At 58.9% G+C, this 20375-nt stretch carries 12 protein-coding genes; 10 read left to right on the top strand and 2 right to left on the bottom strand.

From position 1 onward, the window contains the following. Positions 1–70 precede the first annotated feature (70 nt). The 7 genes from ACFQDI_RS24610 (at position 71) to ACFQDI_RS24640 (ending at position 12062) form a co-directional block, all read left to right on the top strand. Positions 71–2437 carry an ABC transporter permease gene (locus ACFQDI_RS24610; RefSeq protein ID WP_377172055.1) on the top strand — a complete coding sequence of 789 codons (2367 nt, stop codon included), beginning with the start codon at positions 71–73 and terminating at the stop codon, positions 2435–2437. Between the two features lie 17 nt (positions 2438–2454). After that, complete coding sequence (locus ACFQDI_RS24615; RefSeq protein WP_377172057.1) at positions 2455–4821, top strand: ABC transporter permease; 2367 nt, start codon at positions 2455–2457, stop codon at positions 4819–4821. Positions 4822–4963: 142 nt separating this feature from the next. Then, positions 4964–5923, top strand: a complete 960-nt coding sequence (locus tag ACFQDI_RS24620) for a type II secretion system minor pseudopilin (RefSeq protein ID WP_377172059.1) — start codon at positions 4964–4966, stop codon at positions 5921–5923. 131 nt (positions 5924–6054) lie between these two features. Further along, positions 6055–7137, top strand: coding sequence for a hypothetical protein (locus tag ACFQDI_RS24625; protein ID WP_377172061.1), 1083 nt, complete (start codon positions 6055–6057; stop codon positions 7135–7137). Then, positions 7124–7669, top strand: a complete 546-nt coding sequence (locus ACFQDI_RS24630; protein WP_377172063.1) for a hypothetical protein — start codon at positions 7124–7126, stop codon at positions 7667–7669. The genes ACFQDI_RS24625 and ACFQDI_RS24630 overlap by 14 nt, the downstream gene beginning before the upstream one ends. Before the next feature lie 32 nt (positions 7670–7701). Beyond that, a complete protein-coding gene (locus ACFQDI_RS24635) occupies positions 7702–10095 on the top strand; it encodes a secretin N-terminal domain-containing protein (protein WP_377172065.1) in 2394 nt (797 codons plus the stop codon). Between the two features lie 104 nt (positions 10096–10199). Continuing rightward, positions 10200–12062 (top strand): hypothetical protein, encoded by a 1863-nt coding sequence (locus tag ACFQDI_RS24640; RefSeq protein WP_377172067.1) that lies wholly within the window; start codon positions 10200–10202, stop codon positions 12060–12062. Positions 12063–12092: 30 nt separating this feature from the next. On the opposite strand, the gene ACFQDI_RS24645 is transcribed toward ACFQDI_RS24640, so the two are convergent. After that, the gene (locus tag ACFQDI_RS24645) at positions 12093–13502 is read right to left on the bottom strand and encodes a sulfatase family protein (protein ID WP_377172069.1); all 1410 of its coding nucleotides are present in this window, start codon (positions 13500–13502) and stop codon (positions 12093–12095) included. 143 nt (positions 13503–13645) lie between these two features. On the opposite strand from ACFQDI_RS24645, the gene ACFQDI_RS24650 reads away from it, so the two are divergent. Next, a complete protein-coding gene (locus ACFQDI_RS24650) occupies positions 13646–15928 on the top strand; it encodes a hypothetical protein (protein ID WP_377172071.1) in 2283 nt (760 codons plus the stop codon). Positions 15929–15981: 53 nt separating this feature from the next. Here the strand turns inward: ACFQDI_RS24650 and ACFQDI_RS24655 are convergent, their stop codons facing one another. Then, positions 15982–17382 carry a hypothetical protein gene (locus ACFQDI_RS24655; protein WP_377172073.1) on the bottom strand — a complete coding sequence of 467 codons (1401 nt, stop codon included), beginning with the start codon at positions 17380–17382 and terminating at the stop codon, positions 15982–15984. 21 nt (positions 17383–17403) lie between these two features. Between ACFQDI_RS24655 and ACFQDI_RS24660 the strand changes: the two genes are divergently transcribed. Together ACFQDI_RS24660 and ACFQDI_RS24665 are read left to right on the top strand one after the other, a co-directional pair. Next, the gene (locus ACFQDI_RS24660; protein ID WP_377172075.1) at positions 17404–19725 is read left to right on the top strand and encodes a hypothetical protein; all 2322 of its coding nucleotides are present in this window, start codon (positions 17404–17406) and stop codon (positions 19723–19725) included. Continuing rightward, positions 19722–20288 (top strand): hypothetical protein, encoded by a 567-nt coding sequence (locus ACFQDI_RS24665; RefSeq protein WP_377172077.1) that lies wholly within the window; start codon positions 19722–19724, stop codon positions 20286–20288. Before ACFQDI_RS24660 ends, ACFQDI_RS24665 begins: the two co-directional genes overlap by 4 nt. The last annotated feature ends 87 nt before the right edge of the window (positions 20289–20375 follow it).

Consider the following 20375-nt stretch of genomic DNA (forward strand, 5'->3'; position numbering starts at 1 on the left):
CTCGACCCGGAAGGGCTTGAGCAGAGCATGTGACGCCCTTGCCTGTGCAGCCGTTGCAATTTTTTACTGAATGATCACCACACTTGACCGTAAACTCCTGCGCGACATCGGCGGCATGAAGGGACAGGTGCTGATGGTGAGCCTGGTCATGGCCTGCGGAGTGGCCATGATGATCGTGTCTCAGAGCGTGATCATGAGCCTGGAGGCTACACGGGACAGCTACTATCAGCGCTACCAGATGCCGGATGTCTTCGGGCAGGTGAAGAGCGCCCCGCTCTCCATGAAAGAACGCATGAGCCGCATCCCCGGCGTGGCCACGGTGGATCTGCGTGTGGTCAAAGGCGCGCTGCTGGACATGCAGGGCATGCAGGAGCCGGTCAGGGCCCGGCTGGTCTCCCTGCCGGATGACGGAAAGCTCAATCTCAACCAGATTTTTTTGAGGCGCGGTAGGCTGCCTGCAGCAGGTGGGCAGCGTGAGGCGGTGGTGAGCGAGGCCTTTGCCCAGGCGCATGGGCTGCAGATAGGTGACCGCATTTCAGCCATATTGAACGGTCACCGTGACCATCTGGACATTTGCGGCATCGGGCTTTCTCCGGAGTTTGTCTTTGAAGCGCCGCCTGGGCAGACTCTGCCGGACAACCGGCACTATGGCGTCTTTTGGCTGCGCTATCAGTCCCTGGCTGCCGCTTTCGACCTGGATGGGGCGTTCAATGACTTTTGCATGGATCTTTCTCCGGGAACTCAGCCGAAGAAGGTCATCGAGGAGGTGGACCAGCTGCTGGTGACCTACGGATCTCCCGGCGCGTATGCTCTGAGTGACCACTCCAGCTCCAAGCGTCTCGGGGACGAACTGAGAATCGTGCGTGCGCTCGCCCTGGCCTATCCGGTGGTGTTTCTTTGTGTGGCTGCCTTTATGGTGAATTCGGTCACTTCGCGGCTTGTGCGGCTGCAACGCGAGCAGATAGCCCAGCTCAAGGCGCTGGGGTACACTTCCTGGCAGGTAGGCGGGCACTATCTTAACTACGCTCTGGTGATCGTGGTGGCCGGCACGGCGGTGGGGATCTTTGCGGGCTGGCGGCTGGGGCATGTCATGCTTGGTGTGTACACGCTGTTGTTCCATTTTCCTGATCTCCAGTTTCAACTTGATCAGGGCGCTTTGGTCATGGCCCTGGTCATCAGCATTCTGGCGGCGGTGCTGGGGGTGGCAGGGGCGGTGTGGCTGGCAGTGAGGCTCTCCCCGGCAGAGGCGATGCGTCCAGAGCCTCCGGCGAATTTCAAGCCTTCGCTGCTGGAGCGGCTTGGTTTCACACGAGGCACAGGGCTGGTGTTTCGCATGGCTTTGAGAAACATCGAGCGCCGGCCTGTGCAGTCCGGATTCACGGTGGCAGGTCTGGCGCTGGCCACGGGCCTTCTGGTGCTGCCTGGTGCGTTGGCTGACAGTGTGGACCAGTTGCTAACCTATCAGTGGAATGATCAGTTTCGGCAAAATGTCGTCATCCACATGCAGGATCCTGTTTCACGCAACACCTTGCATGATCTGGAGCATCTGCCGGGAACCATACTGGCTGAGCCGGTGCGTGGATTCATCGCCAGACTGAGCAACGCACACCATGAGCGCAGGCTGTTCATCCTGGGCTGTGCACAAAATCACAAGCTGATTCATCCGCGCGACTCGCAGGGGCGGCCGATCAAGCTGCCGCGAGAGGGGGTGGTCGTTTCTCAGAAGCTGGGGCAGGTGCTGGGGGTGAAGATCGGGGACCAGCTGCAGGTTCAGGTGCTGGAAGGGCGCTGCGAACACCAGGTGGTGACCGTCAGCGGTTTCATGGCGGATTTCTATGGCATGACGGCCTACATGGACATTGATGCGGTGCGTCGTCTGCTGCGGGAAGGGGAGACAATGACGGGAGCGTTTCTCACCGTGGATGAAAAACGCTGGGATGAGTTCATGCGCGAAGTCAAAGACCAGCCCAAAATCGAGTTTGCCAGCGTGAAGAAGAATGAGCTTGCGGCGTTTCGCGCATCCACGGGGCAGAGCATCGGCACGCTACGCCAGCTGTTTCTATGGATGGCTGTCATTGTGGCCTTTGGGGTTGTTTACAACAGCGCGCGGATTGCGCTCTCGGAGCGCGGGCGTGATCTGGCTACGCTGCGGGTTGTGGGGCTGACGAAGCGCGAAGTGTCCGGGGTGCTGCTGGGGGAGCTCACGCTGCTGGTGCTGGCGGCACTGCCGCTGGGGCTGGTGTTTGGCAGCGTTCTGGCCTCTTATGTGATCAGTGCCGTGAGCAACGAAACCGTGCGCCTGCCGCAGTACATCAGCTCCATTACCTATGCAAAATCCGTGCTGGTGGTGCTGGCGGCAGCGGGTGCCTCGTTTGGCATGGTCGGCTTTATGCTCAACAAGCTGGATCTGGTCAGTGTGCTCAAGGCACGTGACTGAACGTATAGACCTATGGCATGTTCACTCCGCTTGATTTAAAACTCTTCCGCGATTTGGGTCGCATGAAGGGGCAGATGGTGGCTGTGAGCCTCGTGATGGCCTGCGGGCTGGCGATGATGATCATGACACGCAGCATCGTGCTGACTCTTGAAAGCACGAGGGATGCCTATTACCAGCGCCAGCGTCTGGCGGATGTGTTTGCCACGCTGAAACGGGCACCTTTGTCGTTGGCGGATCGAGTGGCGGAAATCCCGGGAGTAGCGGCAGTGGAGGCCCGTGTTGTGGTCGATGCCACGCTTGATCTTGAGGGGATGACCGAGCCAGCGTCGGCACATTTGGTGTCGTTGCCTGAAGGGAGGTCTCAGACGCTCAACCAAGTCTTCATCCGGCAAGGGCGCCTGCCGCAGCCTGATGAACGGAGACAGGCGGTAGTAAGTGAATCCTTCGCGCTTGCCAACAAGTTGCAGATAGGCGACAGCCTGGTGGCCATTATCAACGGTCACCGCGATACTATCATTGTCTGCGGCATCGGTCTTTCACCTGAGTTTGTGTTTGAAGCGCGGCCCGGTCAGACATTGCCTGATAACAAGCGGTACGGGGTTTTCTGGATGAACTACAAGGCCATTGCCGTGCCCTACAATCTCGACGGTGCCTTCAATGACATTTGCGTGGATCTTTCTCCCGGAGTGCAGGCTGGTGCGGTGATGTCTGAAATGGACCGTCTGCTGATTGATTACGGTGCCTTGGGCGCCTACACCCGCCAGGAACACAACAGTGCCAGACGTTTGGATGACGAACTGCGTGTGGTGAGGGCGCTGTCCGTGGCATATCCGGTGGTGTTTCTGAGTGTGGCTGCCTTCATGGTGAATGCAGTGCTGGCACGGCTGGTGCGGCTGCAGCGGGAACAGATCGCGCAGCTCAAGGCGCTGGGCTACTCCTCATGGCAGGTCGGGCGGCATTATCTGAGCTATGCGCTCGTCATTGTGCTGCTGGGCACTTTGACCGGCGGTTTGGTTGGCCGCTGGATGGGGGGCGGCCTGGTCGGCGTCTACGAACTGTTTTTCCGATTTCCGGTGCTGAGCTTCCGCATGGATTACAGTGCTTTGGTGATCGCCCTGGCCGTCAGCAGTGTCGCGTCATTTTTGGGTGTTGTCAGTGTTGTCTGGATGGCGGTGAGGCTGCCACCTGCGGAGGCCATGAGGCCAGAGCCTCCGGCAGACTTCGAGCCTTCGGCTCTTGAGCGCATGGGGCTGACCCGCGGCAGCAGTCCGGCGTTTCGAATGGCCCTGAGAAACATCGAGCGCAGGCCTGTGCAGGCGCTGTTCACCGTATTCGGCCTCGCTCTCGCGACCGGGCTGATGGTGCTGCCCGGTTCCATGGCAGATAGCATCGACTACATGCTGACTTACCAATGGAATGATGTGCAGCGGCAGGATGTGGTGGCGTTTTTTGCCGAGCCTGGGTCTGGTGATTCGCTGCACAATCTGGAGCAGCTGCCAGGTGTGCAACTCGCCGAGCCCGTGCGCAGTGTCCAGGCACGCATTCACTACGGGCACCATTCACGAAAGCTCGCGGTCACGGGACTGCCGCGGGATGCTGACCTGAACCGGCTCATGGACGCAGAACGCCGCCCCATCGTGCTGCCGGAGGAGGGAATCGTGATGTCCGCGCAATTGGGCAAGATCTTTGGTGCGCGCATCGGCGACGTGGTTCAGGTGGAGAGCCTTGAAGGCCGGCGTGAATCCATTGGCGTGCCCATCCGGGGCTTTCTGGAGGATTTTGCCGGCATCTCCGCTTTCATGGACATCAATGCCCTGCACCGCCTCATGCATGAGGGGGACACAGTGAGCGGCGCCTACATGACAGTGGACGCAGCCCGCTGGACTGACTTCATGCGTGCGGTGAAGGACACGCCGCGCATCGCCATCACGCTAGTCAAACAAGACCAGCTGGAATCCTTCCGCAGCACGACAGGGCAGAGCATTGGCATCCTGCGCAGGCTTTATCTCGTGCTGGCCGTCGTGGTGGCTTTCGGTGTGGTGTACAACAGCGCCCGCATCGCTCTCTCAGAGCGCAGCCGGGATCTGGCGACGCTGCGTGTCATAGGCTTCACTCAGAGGGAAGTGGCTGGAGTCCTGCTCGGGGAGCTGCTGCTGCTCATCCTCACAGCGCTCCCTGCGGGGCTTTTTTTTGGCAAAGGTCTGGCCACCTTCATCATTGCCAGCGTGAGCACTGAAACGATCCGGATGCCGCTGGTCATCAGCGTGCATACTTACACGATGGCCGTTCTGGTGGTGGGGGCGGCATCCTGCGCTTCTTTCATGGTGGTGGGGCGCATGCTGCGAAAGCTGGACATGGTGGGAGTATTGAAGGCGCGAGACTGAGCGGGGTGGAAATGTGACAGAACTGTTGCCGACACCCGGGCGATTGAAGGCCGCTGCCCGGCTGTTCGGAAGCTGGGCCATCGTTTGAATGTGAAGATTCCGTAACTTGAGCATGCCGCCTGATGCATGCCCATTCGTGATCGTGACATATGTCTGCCAATTTCACAAACAGCCTGCTGCTGCCGGTTCGGTGCTGCTGGCCGTGCTGTGCCTGACTGCGGTGCTTTCGTTTCTGGTCATCACCACTGCCGTCATGTCCAGAGAGCATGGTGAAATGCAGTATGCACGCACAAGCCGCACTCGCGCACGGCAGCTCGCAGAAAAAGGGATTGCTGTGGCCGCGCATCCGCTGATAAAAGCCGGAGATCCGCTGCTGCGGAGCAGCGTGGCAGGAGTCGAAGGGTATGAAGCCAGACTGAGCACCGAGGAGCGCAAGCTGAACCTCAACGCATTGCTGACGCCAGACAAACTGCCGCTGCTGGAGCGTGTTTTTATGTCCTGGGGGCTGACACTTGCCGATGCTCAGGACATCGCCGCCAGCTTCATGGACTGGACGGATGCCGACGACTTGAAACGCCGCCCCGGCAGTGCTGAAAAGGTGGACTATGACCTCCAGGGCCGTTCGGGACTGCCGCTGAACCGTCCTTTCAGCAACTTCTCCGAAGTGGGGCTTGTGGCAAGAGCGGATGAACTGGATGCGGTAAAGCCTGGCTGGCGTGACTGGTTTACTCTCCGAGGCAACGGCCTGCTGGACGTCAATACGGCATCTGCGGAAGTTCTCTCAGCCGTCTCTGGAACAACATTGGAAACGGCTGAGCAGGTGGTGAGTGCTCGCAATGGTCCGGACAGGCTGCCTCATACGGCTGATGATGTTCCATTCCGGAGTCTTGAATCAGTCATGTCTCTTTTAGGAGGGGCAGCAGGAGCCCGGGCAGATCTTCTGCCGCAGCTGACTCTGCAGGGAACGACAAGGCATGTCGAAAGCATTGGCATGGCAGGAGATGCCCTTTGTGGCATTGCAGTAGTCCTGGACACTAAAGAGGGCGCTCCGCGCATGATTGAGTGGAGCGAATTTCCCGTGAAAGGAGAAAGGGGGCCGTGAAGAAGGCTTTGGTGCAGCCGGCAGGACATTCCCTCTGCTTTCCAGGAGAAGAGGCCCGCGAAATCTGGGCTTGCGAGGACGGCGTCTGGCAGCGCTCAGGACGAACCGGCGGAGCGTTGATGGGAGTCGAGATGCTGGCCTTTGACAGCGCTCCTTTCTGGTGTCTGAGCCAGGACAGCGTAGATCAAGAAGCCGTGGCTTTGCGCTGGGAGGCGCTGGGGGTGTTAGGAAGTGGAGACGCTTCCTTGTGCATGCACTGGACTGTTTTGCGCAAGGGGCCTAGGTCTCTGGTGGCCACTTTGGCTCTGACAGAAGAAACCTTGTTTTCAGAGGGCTGGAGCAGCACTGCGGAAAGATTTGAACCCACTGTCCGCATGCTGCCTCTACCAGAGAATGGTGCTGCTTTATGGATGGAAATGGGGCGCTATGTCGCAGCCTTTACCCGGGATGGCATGCTGCTTCATGCTTCTGTTCTGGCTTCACGTGTTCTGGATGTGGATGCGGCTTTTGAGCTGCGTGATCTTTGTGCTGCTCTTCAGGCTCATGACTTCATGGAGGAGCCTGCGGTCATTCATGTTTGGACAGCATGCGAGAGCGATTTCGTGCCACAACTAGCCTGCCTCTTTGTGGAGGCATCCGTGATCAAGGAGCCTCGCCCCAACCCACGTCCGCCTGCAGCCGCGAGTGGCCTGGTGCCGCTGCAAGTGGCGGTGCTACGGAGACAAAAGCAAACTCGGCATGCCAGACTGCTGTTGTTTGCTGCTGCGGCCATCATGTATCTGTGTTTTTTTGGGGCGTGGTGGCTGCGCTTGCAGGGGCGGGACGGCGGCCTGCAACAGGCCGAAAGAGAGCTCGCCATGCGGCAGCCTGAAATCGATCGGGTGGCCCAGGCCCAGGCTCAGTGGCTGGCGATGGAGGGAGCCATCAATCCTGACATGTATCCTGTGGAGATTTTTCATCAGATCGTGGCGCTTCTCCCGGACGAAGGCATTCGGCTGAAGGAGTTCGGGTTTGAAGACGGCAAAATCATGGTGAGCGGAGAGGCTACAACTGTGAACCATGCCCTTGAGTTCAAAGGAAAGCTGACGGCATGCTCTGCGTTGCAACACTACGTGTGGAATTTTCCTGTGCCTGCGATCCGCGAAGACAATCGTGCGGATTTTCGCGCGGAAGGGACTCTTGATTCGGGAGGTGTCAGCCATGAAGGCCAGTGAAAAGCGGCTGATCATGATTCTGGGCGTGCTGGTTGCGGTATGCACAGGCGCTTTGCTGTCTCGTCAGCTGCTGCGACTTCAGCATGGCATTGATCGTCGCGAGCAGGCGCTTGAACTCCGGCAAATGGAGGCCTCGGCTCTGCTGGCCGAGGCGGGGCTCTGGCAGCAGCGCCTGGAATGGTTGCGGGCTTCGCAGCCACCGATGACCAGTGAAAGCGTGGCCAGCCAGGAACTGCTCGAAGACCTGCTGGCATCGGCTGCGGCACAGGGGCTTGTGGTGCAGAAAAAAAAGCTGCATGAGCTGGTCAGGACGGAGTTTCAAAATGAGGTGGCTGTGACACTCACAGTGCGCGGAGGGCTGCCTGCGTTGTTCCGCTGGATTCACCAGCTTCTTTCTCCTGAGGCTTTCTGCTTGGTGACGGAGCTCAAGGTGACGCCCGATGCCGCCGATCCTGCCAGTGTGGTGGCTCTGATCAGCTTCAGCCGCCTGCATGCGCCGGTCGTTGCTGGCGCGCAAGCCCCCTCACGATGATGCCGCTACCAGATGACCGCCGCCCCTCTTTTATGAACTCCTCAGCACTGTCACTTTTTATCATCGCGTTGTTTTCCCTCGCCGGAGTGCAGGCGCAGATTCCAGCACGGCCTGCGGTGCCCGGTCCTCTCCCGCCTGCAGGCCTGAACCCTCCCCCTGTGCAGTCAGCGACCAGCGGCTCTGGGGGCAATCTGATCAGTTTCACGGCTACGCCGGTTGCTGAAGTGCTGGCTGAATACTTTCGTGTCACCGGTCGCAAAGTCTTACGTGACCGCGGGTTGGAAAATGCCGTTGTCACCATTGATGTGCCTGGTGAATTCAGCGACGAGGAATATCGGGCTATCATCGAAAAGGGGCTGCTCATGCACGGCTATGCGTTGGTGCCCAGCGGGGGCAATCTCTTCAAGCTGATCGCCACGGAGGGAGGCAGCCTTCCGTCTGCGCAAAACGTGCCGATGATTCTGAGGGCGGAAGATCTGCCTGATTCGGATCAGGTTGTGACGCATGTGCTTCAGCTTAGCCATCTGGGGGCGGAAGAAGCCAGCACGGCATTTCAAACCATCATTCCACTGCACCCTTATGGCCGGATTTTGGCCGTGCCAAACTCGCAGTCGCTGGTCATTACCGAAGCCTCGCAGACCATTCGCGCCTATCTTGAACTTTCGCGTCAGGTAGATCAGCCACCGGTGGAAACCGTGCAGAAAAGCATCCGTATTGAGCGTGCTGAGGCCCAGGAGGTTGTCGAGCAGCTTGAGGTGCTGCTTGGACTCGACAAATCTTCTGCCGGACGGTCTGCTGAAGGCGCGAGTGATCCTGGCGCGGCATCAACGGCTGCAGCAGCCGTGCAAGTTTCAGGCATGGCACAGCATACGGCCAGGCCTCTCATGCAGGCAGTTGCCAGAACCAATACGATTGTCGTTGTGGCCCGCCCGCTCGACCTGCAAAAAATCGAGGCGTTGGTGCGGGAGTTGGATGCAGAAGCTTCGGCCAGCCGTTACTTCTCACGCAAGCTCAACTACCTCGATCTCTCCGTATTCCTGAGCATCGCCGAGAAGGCGTTGATGAGAAACGACCCCCGGCAGCAGGACAACAGTCTGGAATCGCAGCAGAAATCGCAGTCATCTGCGCCAGCGCAGCCTGCCAATATTCCCCAATCTTTCGGTGCGGGAGCTGCACTGGGCACAGGTGGGGGCACGAACGTGGGCGCTGGCATTCAGGGTGGTGGCGCATTGTCTGGTGGAGGAGCTGCGGGGCAGGGGTTTGGCACAGGCAGCATCGCTACAGATCTGCAGATCACCAGAAAGCCCATAAGCATACTCATCGCCAACACGCTGGTCATAGCGGATCCGGCCAGTTCAAAATTTTTTGCCAGCGGGCCGCCAGATCAGATCAAAGCCTTGCAGGATCTCGCGGAAGAACTCGATGTGCGCCCACGGCAGATTCTGCTTTCCGCGATCATCGGCGAGTTTACGCTAAGCGACAATTTTAACTTTGGCCTCGACTGGATTCAAACCCTCAAGCAGGTGGGTGACGACGGGCTTGTCGGCGGAGTTCTCAACACTCAGGGAACGGCTTTTGCCGATCCATCCAATTTGAAAAACATGGCCGGTTTTCTGGCTGCGGGAGGTCCGGCCACTCTGGGAGGGCTGACTGCCTACGGTCAGATCAACAAGAACCTGAATGTCTTTCTCCAGACCTTGGAAAGCACCAAGCGATTTCATGTGCTGCAAAAGCCCACGCTTACCACTCTCAACCATCAGCCTGCGCGCATTTACATCGGTCAGCAGGTGGCCATCGCCGGCCAGAGCTATACCAGCGGTGTGGTTGGCGGTGGCTTCACATCCACCACACAGTACATTCCCGTGCGCCTGCAGCTCGACATCACACCGCACATTTTCAACGACGCGGAAGTCATGCTGGAGTTCAAGCAGCAAAACAACGACATCTCGAACTACACCACCATCAGCGGCAACCAGGTGCCCAACATTTCGGAACAGGGCATGGCCAACAGCCTCATCGTGGCTGATCGTGCCACGGCCATGCTTGGCGGGCTCATCACTGAACGTGACACCAATAACAAAAGCGGCCTGCCTTTTTTGGTCCGCATCCCGATTGTCAAAAACCTTTTCGGCAGCACCAGCAAGGCCAAGGAAAGGCGGGAGATGATGATCTTTGTGCAGCCACGCATCCTGCCTGACAGCGCCTCCCACTACCTCGAGCAGGCGCGGTTCGGTGACTACAGCGCCAGCTTTGACGAAGCTGCCCAGTTTGCAGGAATGCCTGAAACCATTGTTCCCAGGGCCATCCCGGCTGCCGCTGGCAAGCCCAACGCTCTGCTGCCCCCGCCTGATGCGGTGGAGAGTGAGCCGAAAAAAGGGCTTCTGGGCAAGATGAAGGGCTGGTTTCAAAAAACGAAAACAGAGTGAGCGGCGGGCCATGCGGCTCCGGTGTTCCTTTGTCCGCCAAGGAATTCAGGCCGGGGGCTTCAAAATGCTTGGCCCCACCTGCGTTTTAGGGTGTAATGCCAGGCATGAGTCAGACTGCATCCTCCGCCCAGGCCTTTGCCTCAGTGGCCCAGCGTGTACAGGTCTGGGTGACGCTCAGGCGATGGCTTGCAGTGCTGCGCATGACGCTCATTCCCGCCTCTCTGGGGCTTGTTTTGCTCATGCTCGCTGCGCTACGCGGGTCAGGTGCAGTTTTCTCCCCATGGGCGGGGCTTTTAGTGTGGCTGACCGGCTGCCTTGGCTACGCATGGTGGCAGAGGCCTGGTGAATTCAGCGCGCTGGCCTTGTGGGATCAGGCGGCGGGGCGGCGAGAGGCCTTCGCTTCTGCCTGGTGGTTCGAGAAAAACGCCGAAGAAGGCGAGGAGGCGCGCGCACACATCGAAGTCCAGCGTGAGGTTCTGGTGCGGGCATGGCCGGCCTCTTTGAGACAAGACCTTCCGCTGAGGCCTGACCGCTGGCTGGCGCTGCCACTGCTGGTTGCCATGCTAAGCACTTTCCTCAGCGCCGTCACCTCACCGCCTTCGGAGGCGTTGATGATGGACGGGGAAATGTCGCGCACAGCCGCAGAAGAAGCGAAGAGGCTCACGCAGGCAGACTGGGAAAAGAAAAAGCTTGCGGGGCTGAGGGATGATGAGGCCAAAAAGCTGGATGAGCTCAATGACAAGCTGCAAAAGACTGCTGCAGATCTTTCCAATGCAGCAGGCAAGGATGCGCGTGATGTGCTGGCCGAACTGGAACGGCGCGCACGCGAGGCGGAGAAGCTTGCGGATGAGCTTGGCGATGGCAAGGAACCCTGGGCTTCGGAAAAACTCATCGAGTCACTTCGACAGCACGCCGACACGGCAGATCTTGGGGATGCCGTGGCTGCGAAGAATGCTCAGACGGCAGCGCAGGCGGCTGAGGCGCTGGGCAGCAAGCTCAAATCCCCCCAGCTCAATGCCGAAGCGAGAGACCGCATGAGCGAGACGCTCAAGGACGCGCAGATGCATTCGGACCAGGAAGACCGCCAGCGTGCCGTCGGCCAGAATGTTCTTGCGGCTGGAGATCAAATGCAGCAGGGCAAAGCCGCAGGCGCTGGCGCAGAATTCCAAAAACTTGCCGACAAGCTGCGTGATCTCGCTTTGCGTGAACAGGCGCGCAAGGAGCTGCAGCAGCTTGCCCAGCAGTTGCGTGATTCGGGCAGCAAGATCGCAGGACAGCAGGACGGCAGCAATGGGGCGATGCAACAGATGAGCCAGGCGGGGCAGGATGCCTCACCCCAGCAGCAAGGGCAGCAGAGCCCCCAGCAGAACGGCCAGGCTCAGAACCTTCAGCAGCCACTCAATCCCCCCGGTATGGGCCAATCGGGGCAGCAAAATCAAATGCAACAGCCCCAGGATGGACAAGGCCAGGGGCAGCAGCAGCCCATGATGAGCATGGGGCAGGGCCAGCAAGGGCAGGCTGGCAAGCAAGGCCAGCCTGGAGAGGGACAGCCGATGCTGCTGGCACCCATTCCTGGTGGAGCCAAGCCTGATGAAAAAGCCCCCATCGTTATCATAGAAGGTGATGGGGTTCCGCCTGACCCAAATGCTCCCATGCTGACCATGCCTGGCTCCGGCCTGCCTCCAGGCCAAGGCAAAGCCGACCTCAAGAGTGCTCCTACAAGCGCGCAGAAAACTGACAAACAAAGTGTGGTGCGCGCCCAGCAGAACAGTGAGGGGCAGAGCACCGTGCGCAGTGTGGAGGGTGGTGCCCGTAGCGAAAAGTCCGCCCGCGGCTCAGCACAGACCGCTCTCGAAGCGATTCAGGCTGAGGAAGCCGCGCTGGACGAAGCCTCCCTGCCGCCTGCTCGCCGTGAGCAGGTGAGGCGCTACTTTAACGAGCTGCGAAAGAGGTTTGAGGGCAAATAAGGCTGCGATTTTTTCAGCGCCTCGAGGTCCTTATGGTGCATGCCTCTTCGCTTTTGATCCGCCGCCTTTCCAGATGTCATATTTTGGGGCGGCGTAGCGGCTGAAGAAAGAATCCAGCTGCTTGGAAAGCTCCGACTTGAGCTCTTCAGTACCGGGCTGGCCGTACTGATTGAAGCGTTCATGCGGGTCCGTCTGCATGTCATAAAGCTCGTAGGGGCCGGAAGGAAAACGAGCCACGTATTTCCAACGCGCAGTACGGATGGCCCGGGTGGACTCCATTTCGTAGAAGACGGTGTTGTCCCAATCCGCCAGGGGCTTGCCGCGCAGGGCAGGGGAAAAATCACGGCCTGGGGATGGCGGCTGCTTTGGCATCCTGTCACCAAGCCCGAGCTGGCTGAGCACACTCGGCATGAAGTCGTAGTTGCTTATCAGCGCATCACAGGTCTGAGCCGCAGGGATGGTTCCTGGCTGGCGGAAGATAAGTGGGATCTGCATCATCAGTTCATGCGCGCCAATGGGGCGAAAGTGGTCCCCCATGCCCCACATGCCGTTCTGGCCGCCCATCCAGCCCTGATCGCTGGTGTAAACAACCAGCGTGTTATCGTCCAGGCCATTGGCTGCCAGCGCTGCCATGATCTCACCCACGCCATCATCCACACCGCTCACCTCACTGGCCATGCGGCGGCGCGCGGCGTCGGTGTTGTGAAAAGACTTGTTGTCATGTTGCCAGGGGTGCATCGCATCGCGGGGAAATGAGTGCAGCGGTTTGTCCGCGTAGTAGTCCGCATGACGGTTTTGAGCCTTGTTGAGCATCAGCCGGCCTAGGGAGTAGGGGCCGTTGTAGGCGAGGTAAAGGAAGAAGGGCCGGTCTTTGTTTGCTGCTATGAACTCCACGCCCTTGCGTGTCCAGAAGTCCGTGGTGTAGCCGTGTTCCACCCGGAGTTGGCCGTTTTCGATGACCTTCTGGTCATAAAATTCCTGCGTGCTGCCGTCTGGCTTCGTCGTCCAGGTGGTGAAGCCTTCGCTTGGTGTCATGTTCGCTCCCAGGTGCCATTTGCCGCTCAGTCCGCAGGTGTAGCCCGCCTTTTGTAAAACTTCGCCCAGAGATGTGAACTCTTGCAGCGTATTGTAGGCTTCCGGGCCCATCATGAACTTGGGATCCAGAAAAGAATGCACACCATGCTGGGATGGGAGCAGTCCTGTGAGAAATGTGGCCCTTGTGGGCGAGCATACCGGATTGCTGCTCAGCGCGTGTGTGAAGCGGATGCCTTCAGCCGCGAGCCTGTCGATGTTAGGTGTGCGGATCTCCGGGTTTCCGTAGCAGCCCAGCGTCCAAGCTCCCTGATTGTCAGTCAGTATGAAGACAAGATTTGGAGGGCGTGAAGCTGCGGCGGCGGTAAGCGCGACAATTCCCAAGGCCAGAATACAGAGCCGCTTCATTGCAGAGGAACGACTCAAGGTGGCTAAACCTGTCTTCAGAATGCACCTAAAACCCCTCTAAACGTCAACAATTAACTAGAATTACCATATTTAAAGGGGTTAATTATGAGGAGGGATGCCGCTTTCAGTTATCCCAGATTTTCATGCCCGCCCCCACAGTCACTCTACAACGGCCCGAACAGCCGGTGCGCATCGCACCGTGGCGTGGGCCCTTGCATTTTGGGCTGCTGCTGTTTTCCGCCACCTGCGCATTGGCTCTTCAGCTTTGTTACCTGCTGCTGGTGGGAGGGCTGCTGGCATGGATAGGCTGGCAGTTCTGGCTGATCGTCAGCCACAGGACTTGGGCCGAATGGGGGCTCTGGCGCATGCTTTCGGAGCTTTTGAAGTTCGTCTTCATGGGCATAACCTGGGGGTTCATGCTTCGGCCTTTGCTGCCACGGTCAAAGCCTGCAAAGGTGGCGGTGCAGGTCAGTCCTGCCACACAGCCGCAGCTTTTTGAGCTCATCCATCTGCTCTGCTGGCATTTGCGTGCTCAGCCCCCCGTGCAGGTCTGGCTGGACACCACAGTCACAGTCCGCAGCTCCATGCTGGGCGGCTTGTCAGGCCTCCTCAGCGGGCAGACGGTGCTGCACCTCGGCCTGCCGGTGGTGTCAGTGATCACCGCCCGCGAGCTTGGCGGTCTGCTGGTGCAGGAGCTTAGCCACAATGCGGGCGGCCTTTGCACCCCTCTGGTGCACGCTGTTCGGGAAATTAACGCCTGGTTTTTCCGCGCTGCACTCGAGCGCAATCCATGGGAGGTTTACGTTTATCTGACTCCGCAGCGTGAACCCGAATGGCACCATCTGTGGCGCAGGCTCATGCGGAGCTGGATGTGGGTGGCTAAAATCCCTTTCATGGTCTTTGCCCTGGCCGCCCGGCTTGTCAGTGCCGCCACGATTTGGAGCATGCAGCGTCTGGCGGTGCGTTGTTGCTCCAATGTCATCGGCGAGGCCATGAACCTGCGCATGCAGCAAAAGCTTTCCCTGCTTCGCAGATCATGGGAGGTGGCGCAGCAGGAAATAAGCAGCGGCATCAGCCAGCATCACCTTCCGGAGAATCTTTCTCTGCTCATGGCACGCCATGTGGCTGCCCAGGCAAAGGAGCGTGCTTTGGCCCGTGCTGATGCGGGAGAGGTGCTTGCCGTGAAGCAGGCAGATGAGCCTGCTGCGAAGGGCGAGGCGATCGTTGCCCATTTGTCCCATGCACAGCCTGCTGCATCGGCTTTGCGTCAATTTGTGGATCTCTCCCGGCAGGTGACCTGCTTCTATTACCAGCATGGGCTGGGCTTGAACCTGCATGAGCACCGCATGGTGAGAGATGATGAGGCGATTCATCAAAACCGGAACGAGGAGGAGGCGCTGCTGGTCATCCGCCGTTATTTCGGCGGGCTGGCCCACCCGGAGCGCACGATGTGCGGTCTGGGCAGCACTCCCACAAGCGCCACGACGCTTTCTGAACTCAAGCGCGAGATTCTGCAGGTGCGCGAGGAAGTCAGTGTCTGGGGACCTCAGTTCAAAGTGGCCTTGCAGGAATGGAACCAGGCCTGGCAGCGCCGTCGTGATCTCGAGGCTGCCGCCACGCTCAGCCTCGCGGGATTCAGCGTTTCAAGAATGCAGTTCGGCACGCGGGATGCCAGTTCGAGCACCCTCTATGAGGAAGCCAGCTGCCAGCGCATGGTCATGGAGCATATGGAGGGCCCGCTGCAGGAGCGTGAGCGGGTGCTTGAACGCCGGTTTGCCGCAGCGCTTGGCATGCTCTGGTGGAGCGATCCCGCAGAGCTCAGTGAATGGCTGCGTGTGCGGCGTCGTGACCTGACCGCCTGGGTCACCATCTATGAGGCCATGAGCGGTGCGCTGCGGTCATTCCGTGAGCTGCTGATCTCGTTTTTTGCTTTTCAGACTCTCACGACCAAGTTTGCAAACGTGGATGACCCCAGTGCTTTTCTCACTGCGCTGCAGTCGGTGGTGCCGAAAATGTTCAACCTCCTGCGCCAGATCACAGCCACCATGGACGGCGCGCCGTTTCCTTTCACGGATGACGGCAAGACTGTGAGCCTGAACCAGCATCTCATGCCCATGCCTATGCCGGAGATGCCGGGGGTTTCGATGACCCTGGCAGATGCTGCCAGCATGCGCGGCATCGGCATGCAGATGGCATCACGCACTTCCGAGTGCATCGCCCCCTATGTGGAAACCTTTCTGAGCCACTACCACCGTGCTTTTGCCTGGCTGGCGGAGTCAGCAGAACGCACTGAAACGCACTTTCTAGGCTCTCTTGGCTTTAACACAGCAACCGAGATTCTGCTGCCCGATGAGTTCACCACCCAGCGTCTCGGTATGAAATCCCGCTCTCCCGATGCCATAGCAGCATGGAAGCCGACAGCATAAAAATGACGTGTGTCACGTCCGCTGCGCAGAGGGCAGCGGCTGCGACTTTGTTGCTATTTCCTTTTTTCGGGTGTGCTTTTTTGGGCATCCAGGATCATTTTGAGACTGGATTGAAATTCATCAACCGTCTCAGGTGCCAGCTTTCGCGCCTGCATGACGCTGATGGTCATTTTCATGGCTGCTGCGTCATCTTCAATCATGGCATTGTCTGCAAATTCCACCAGCCCGTCTTCAGCAGGGGTGATTTTCTCCAGCAAGGGTTTTATCCTGCCCTCACGCTGAGCTTCGGGCAGGGCCTGCCAAAAATTCCAGAGCGCCGTTGGCGAGTTGGGGTAGTCCGCTACCCAGCCCTCACTGGCAGCGAGGTATTCTTTGTCTTCTTTAAGCTCACGATAAGAGTCCGCAAGCATGGACCATGTGTCCTCGTCATGGCCCACGCTGGCGCCAATTTTTTTCGCCCAAAGGATGGTGTTCTTATAGTCTGACGCATCGTAGCTGGTCGCGGTGCGCATCAAAAAAAGAACGGGATTGGTAGGCGCTATTTTTTCCAGATCGCGCAAAGCGGTCTCGAGTTCGTCCTTTTTGCCATCCATCTGGGAAAGCACGCCTAGCTTGGCAGCCAGAAATACCTCTGTGAGCACCGCAGGCAGTTTGGAGGCGTCGAGTTCTTTGACGAGCGTGTAGGCTTTGTCGATTTCACCATCCTGCATCGCTATGCCCATTTGTATAAATTTTGAGGCCTGTTCCTTGCTGAGTCCCTCTGGTGATGATGCCGCCTGGAACCCCATCAGCAAAAGCGCTGAAAAACGGGTGCTGACGGTGATGTTTTCATAATCTGTCATCTGCCAGTGGCTGCCATGGCGCTGCAGCCACCAGCGCAGCTTGAATTCGGAGCCGCCCTCATCGTGGGTTCTTGCGATGATCACCGCCTTGTCGCCATCAACATCAATGCGACGTATCTCGGCGTCCAGAAACAGAAAAAACGGGCGCATGACCGGAAACATGCGCTCGCTGGTCAGGATCATGGCTTTTTTGAGCAAAAGCTTTTTGGAAAGGTCTGGCTGGACGGCAGAACCGGCGTAGGTGGCCTCAATGAGGGCGTCCCAGTCAACCATTTGCAAATAATCACGGATTTTCATCCGGTAGATGGTTCTTTGAAATTGAGTCAGCCAATCCGTCAGCACAGCCTGCGTGGCAGCGTCCACATCCGGCGTGCCGGGCAGCAGTGACACGCGGATTTTAGAGGGTGAATCATCCTCTGGCGGTGTCTGGGCAAAAACCGCCAGTGGAAAAATGAGCAGGAGGCTTGCCAGGAGGGAGGTGACGGGGCGGTGCATTTGCTCAAAATGTGCCCGAAACAAAAGGAACGGGCAAGTTTTGGCACGCCATTTGTTATTCACCTTACGAGGAAACGCTGGCTTGAACATCCGTCGCATGGAAGGATAGTCGGCCATTCCTCCTCAAAACAGCCCCCCATGTCGGAGCCGAGTCTATTCAGACATTATCAAATCGTTCAAGACGTCGACGGCAACAACGTCGAGCTGGTCCGCAACTCCGAGCAGGTGGCGGTGCTGGCCTTTGATATCCAGCGGATGGAGTACGTCCACTGCCATGTGCTGCTGGAGCCCCTGCAAAGCCGAGCTGCGTTTGAGGAAGGCTGCAAAACACTGCAAAAACGAGGCCACCCCGGGCTCGCCCGCATGATCGAATTTGGTGAAGACGAAGGAAACCCCTTTTATATCACCGGCAATGTGGATGGAGAGGCTCTGAGGACCTATCTCGCCCGGCTTCAGGACATTCCAGGCTGGCTTGCCATCATGATCGCCACCCGGGCGCTGGAGACTGCCATAGCACTGTGTGAGAGAGGCGAGTTCCTTGCCGAATCCCCTCTCGATAACCTGAGAATTGTGCAAACCGCATCGCAGGCTGTCCAGGTGCTGGCGGCTGACTTCAATGTGCTCAGCAACAGCGATGGCAAAAAGCGTGCCCTGAAGGCCGGTTTTGAAAAGCAGGGCAAAGCTCTTCGCACCTTCCTTGTGGAACAGGGCGGCATGCTGCCGGACCACAGCCTTGCAGTGGCAGATTTTGCCGAACTTCTCAGCGCCTGCCTTTCCTGTGCAGGTGGCGGTGTCATCGCGGCCATGCGTGAGTTGCGCGCCAGTTTGCACAAACTTGCGCCCCAGCAGCTTTCCGGGGAAATACCCACGGCGCACAAACCTCGTGCTCTGCTCGCTCCGCTGCTGGCTGGCTATCAGGATGTCGCACGTGGCATGGTCAATCTGGTTCGCATTCAGAGCCAGCGCCTCGACATGGCCAACCCCTACAGCATGCGCGGCACGCTTACCAAGACAGGCCGTTCCGTTCTAATTGAGCAGGTTCCGCCTGCCCGAATTTCCCATGCAAGTGTGAAACAGGCGGATGAGTCCGCCTTCAAGATCACCAAGCAGCGTGACAATTCGTGTCTCATAACTCTGGCGCTCGTGAATGAGGCCGAGGAAATCACCTGTCTCGCGGAAGAAGTCGCCGAGGGGATCAGCCTCGCTGAGCTCTTGCGGGAGCGGCAGTGCCTGGAAGTGCAGGAGGCCTACCTTGTGCTTGCCGGGCTCGACACTGCGCTGACTCAGCTCGAACGCTCCACTCTTCCCTCCAGCAAGCTGCGGCTGGAAGACATCTTCCTGCTCACCGGATTCGCGCGTGAGGACTCACGCAGCACGAAGCTGCTTGTTTCCAAGCTCAACGAGTGGCCGGCCTTCAATGTCATTGTACGCGCGCATCCTACGCTTGCATCCATGTCTGGCAGGGGCTGCGACCCCGCCGTGCTGCTGCCTCCTGCGCGAGGCACGACGCCCACGCCATGGCATGGCGGCTGGCTTGCTGCCATGTGCAAATTCCTTCTGGGCTTTGTGTCTCCTCTTGGTGTTCACGCCGAACCGCGCCCAGATACGCGTGAGCGCGAAACTGTTGCGCGACTGCTTGATGACGAAGTCGCCAAGATGGCAGAGGCAAAGCCCTCCCAGCGCAGCGACTTTCTCGCCCGTTACGCTCGCATCATTCAGCATCGTGACCCCGCACCCAAAGCCAGCGAGCCTGTGCGCACAGGCGTTGCAGAACCTGTGGCAAAGACTCGCGCTCAGACTGTGCCCGTCGCCAAACCGCCTGTGAAGCCTGAGGTCTCGGTGCCGCTGGTCGCTGAATCATCCCGTGCAGCTCCGGGAGCCCTCACATCTGGAGGCGCAGCCAGGGGCGGAGACGAGCCAACCATCGGCTTTGCCGAGCTGCTTTTCCGCAACGGCGGAAGCGAGCCTTCGCCACCAGATGCGCCTGACTGGGCGCTTGCTGCCGCGAATGTCCCCCCCACGCTGCCCGCTCATCTCATTCCGCGAGAGGATGTGCCCCTGTGGCTGAAGGCCGCCGTGTTTCTGAGCGGTTCCATGGTCATCGGGGCCATGTGCGCCCATCTCTCTGGCTCCGCCCTTTGGCAAAAAAAGCATGTGCCTGCACCTTTGGAGGCGGCTGGAAATCCGTCTGTCATTGTACCCGTGCCCGCCAAACAAGTGCTGGCGCCCCAACAGGCCAAGGCTCCTCCTTCGAGTGTGCCTGGGGTCAAAGTCGCTCCTGGAGAGTCTGCTGTGCCCAAAGCCATTCCGGTACCGAAACCGCCGTCTGACATCGCCGCGCCTCCGGAAAGCAGTGATGCGCGCAGCAGCGGCATTTCTCTTTCTCTGCCGCCTGGAGCCACCAGCCAACTGCGTGACCAGCTCCCGTCAACCCCGCCCCCCACTCCGCCACGGCCATGACTCTCATGCTGCGCGTTCTGACCGCCGTTTTGCTTGCCTGCCTCCTCACTTCCTGTCCCGAAACGACCGTGGATGAAGACTTTGGCCTCAGGCCGGTCGCTCTTGATGTCGCTGACTGGAATGGTGCCTGGACTACAGTGAATGAAAAAGAGGAGGACGCCGTGCAATTTGCCGTAACTGACTCTGTGCAGGGCAGGATTCTCATGACAGAGCCCGGCAACAAAGAGGACAAGCCCGTCGAGTTGGCCATTCGCCGTGCCTCGGCCGACTCCAAGGTCAAGCTCTGCTTCGCAGTCGCCAAGGAACGCGATGTCAAAAAGGCCGGACCAGTCTCTCTCTTCTTGATGCGTGTCGCCGAAGGCGGTGTGCTCTACACTTGGAGCATCGACCACGAGGCTGTTGCCGCTGCCATCAAGGCAGGTCATCTCAAAGGTGTCGTAAAGGCTGACAAGAATGGTGCCCATAGCCACTTGGATTCCGCTCCGCAAAATTATGCGAAGCTTCTGGAGCCGCAGTTTTGGAACTGGTCTGAGCCGACTTGCCTCACGCGGACTCAAAAGTGATGCTGATGCCTGCTAGGCGGAAGTGCATGGGGCCAGTCATTTTCCGACTCGACAGCAAGCCCGGTTTGTGATGGCATCGTGCTTTCA

The organism is Prosthecobacter fluviatilis (assembly GCF_042655725.1).
GTDB classification, from domain to species: domain Bacteria; phylum Verrucomicrobiota; class Verrucomicrobiia; order Verrucomicrobiales; family Verrucomicrobiaceae; genus Prosthecobacter; species Prosthecobacter fluviatilis.

Coding starts and splice junctions, on each gene's coding strand:
- ACFQDI_RS24610 (WP_377172055.1), top strand. CDS start 71: ATGATCACCACACTTGACCGTAAACTCCTGCGCGACATCGGCGGCATG.
- ACFQDI_RS24615 (WP_377172057.1), top strand. CDS start 2,455: ATGTTCACTCCGCTTGATTTAAAACTCTTCCGCGATTTGGGTCGCATG.
- ACFQDI_RS24625 (WP_377172061.1), top strand. CDS start 6,055: ATGCTGGCCTTTGACAGCGCTCCTTTCTGGTGTCTGAGCCAGGACAGC.
- ACFQDI_RS24630 (WP_377172063.1), top strand. CDS start 7,124: ATGAAGGCCAGTGAAAAGCGGCTGATCATGATTCTGGGCGTGCTGGTT.
- ACFQDI_RS24635 (WP_377172065.1), top strand. CDS start 7,702: ATGAACTCCTCAGCACTGTCACTTTTTATCATCGCGTTGTTTTCCCTC.
- ACFQDI_RS24640 (WP_377172067.1), top strand. CDS start 10,200: ATGAGTCAGACTGCATCCTCCGCCCAGGCCTTTGCCTCAGTGGCCCAG.
- ACFQDI_RS24645 (WP_377172069.1), bottom strand. CDS start 13,502: ATGAAGCGGCTCTGTATTCTGGCCTTGGGAATTGTCGCGCTTACCGCC.
- ACFQDI_RS24650 (WP_377172071.1), top strand. CDS start 13,646: ATGCCCGCCCCCACAGTCACTCTACAACGGCCCGAACAGCCGGTGCGC.
- ACFQDI_RS24655 (WP_377172073.1), bottom strand. CDS start 17,382: ATGGCCGACTATCCTTCCATGCGACGGATGTTCAAGCCAGCGTTTCCT.
- ACFQDI_RS24660 (WP_377172075.1), top strand. CDS start 17,404: ATGTCGGAGCCGAGTCTATTCAGACATTATCAAATCGTTCAAGACGTC.
- ACFQDI_RS24665 (WP_377172077.1), top strand. CDS start 19,722: ATGACTCTCATGCTGCGCGTTCTGACCGCCGTTTTGCTTGCCTGCCTC.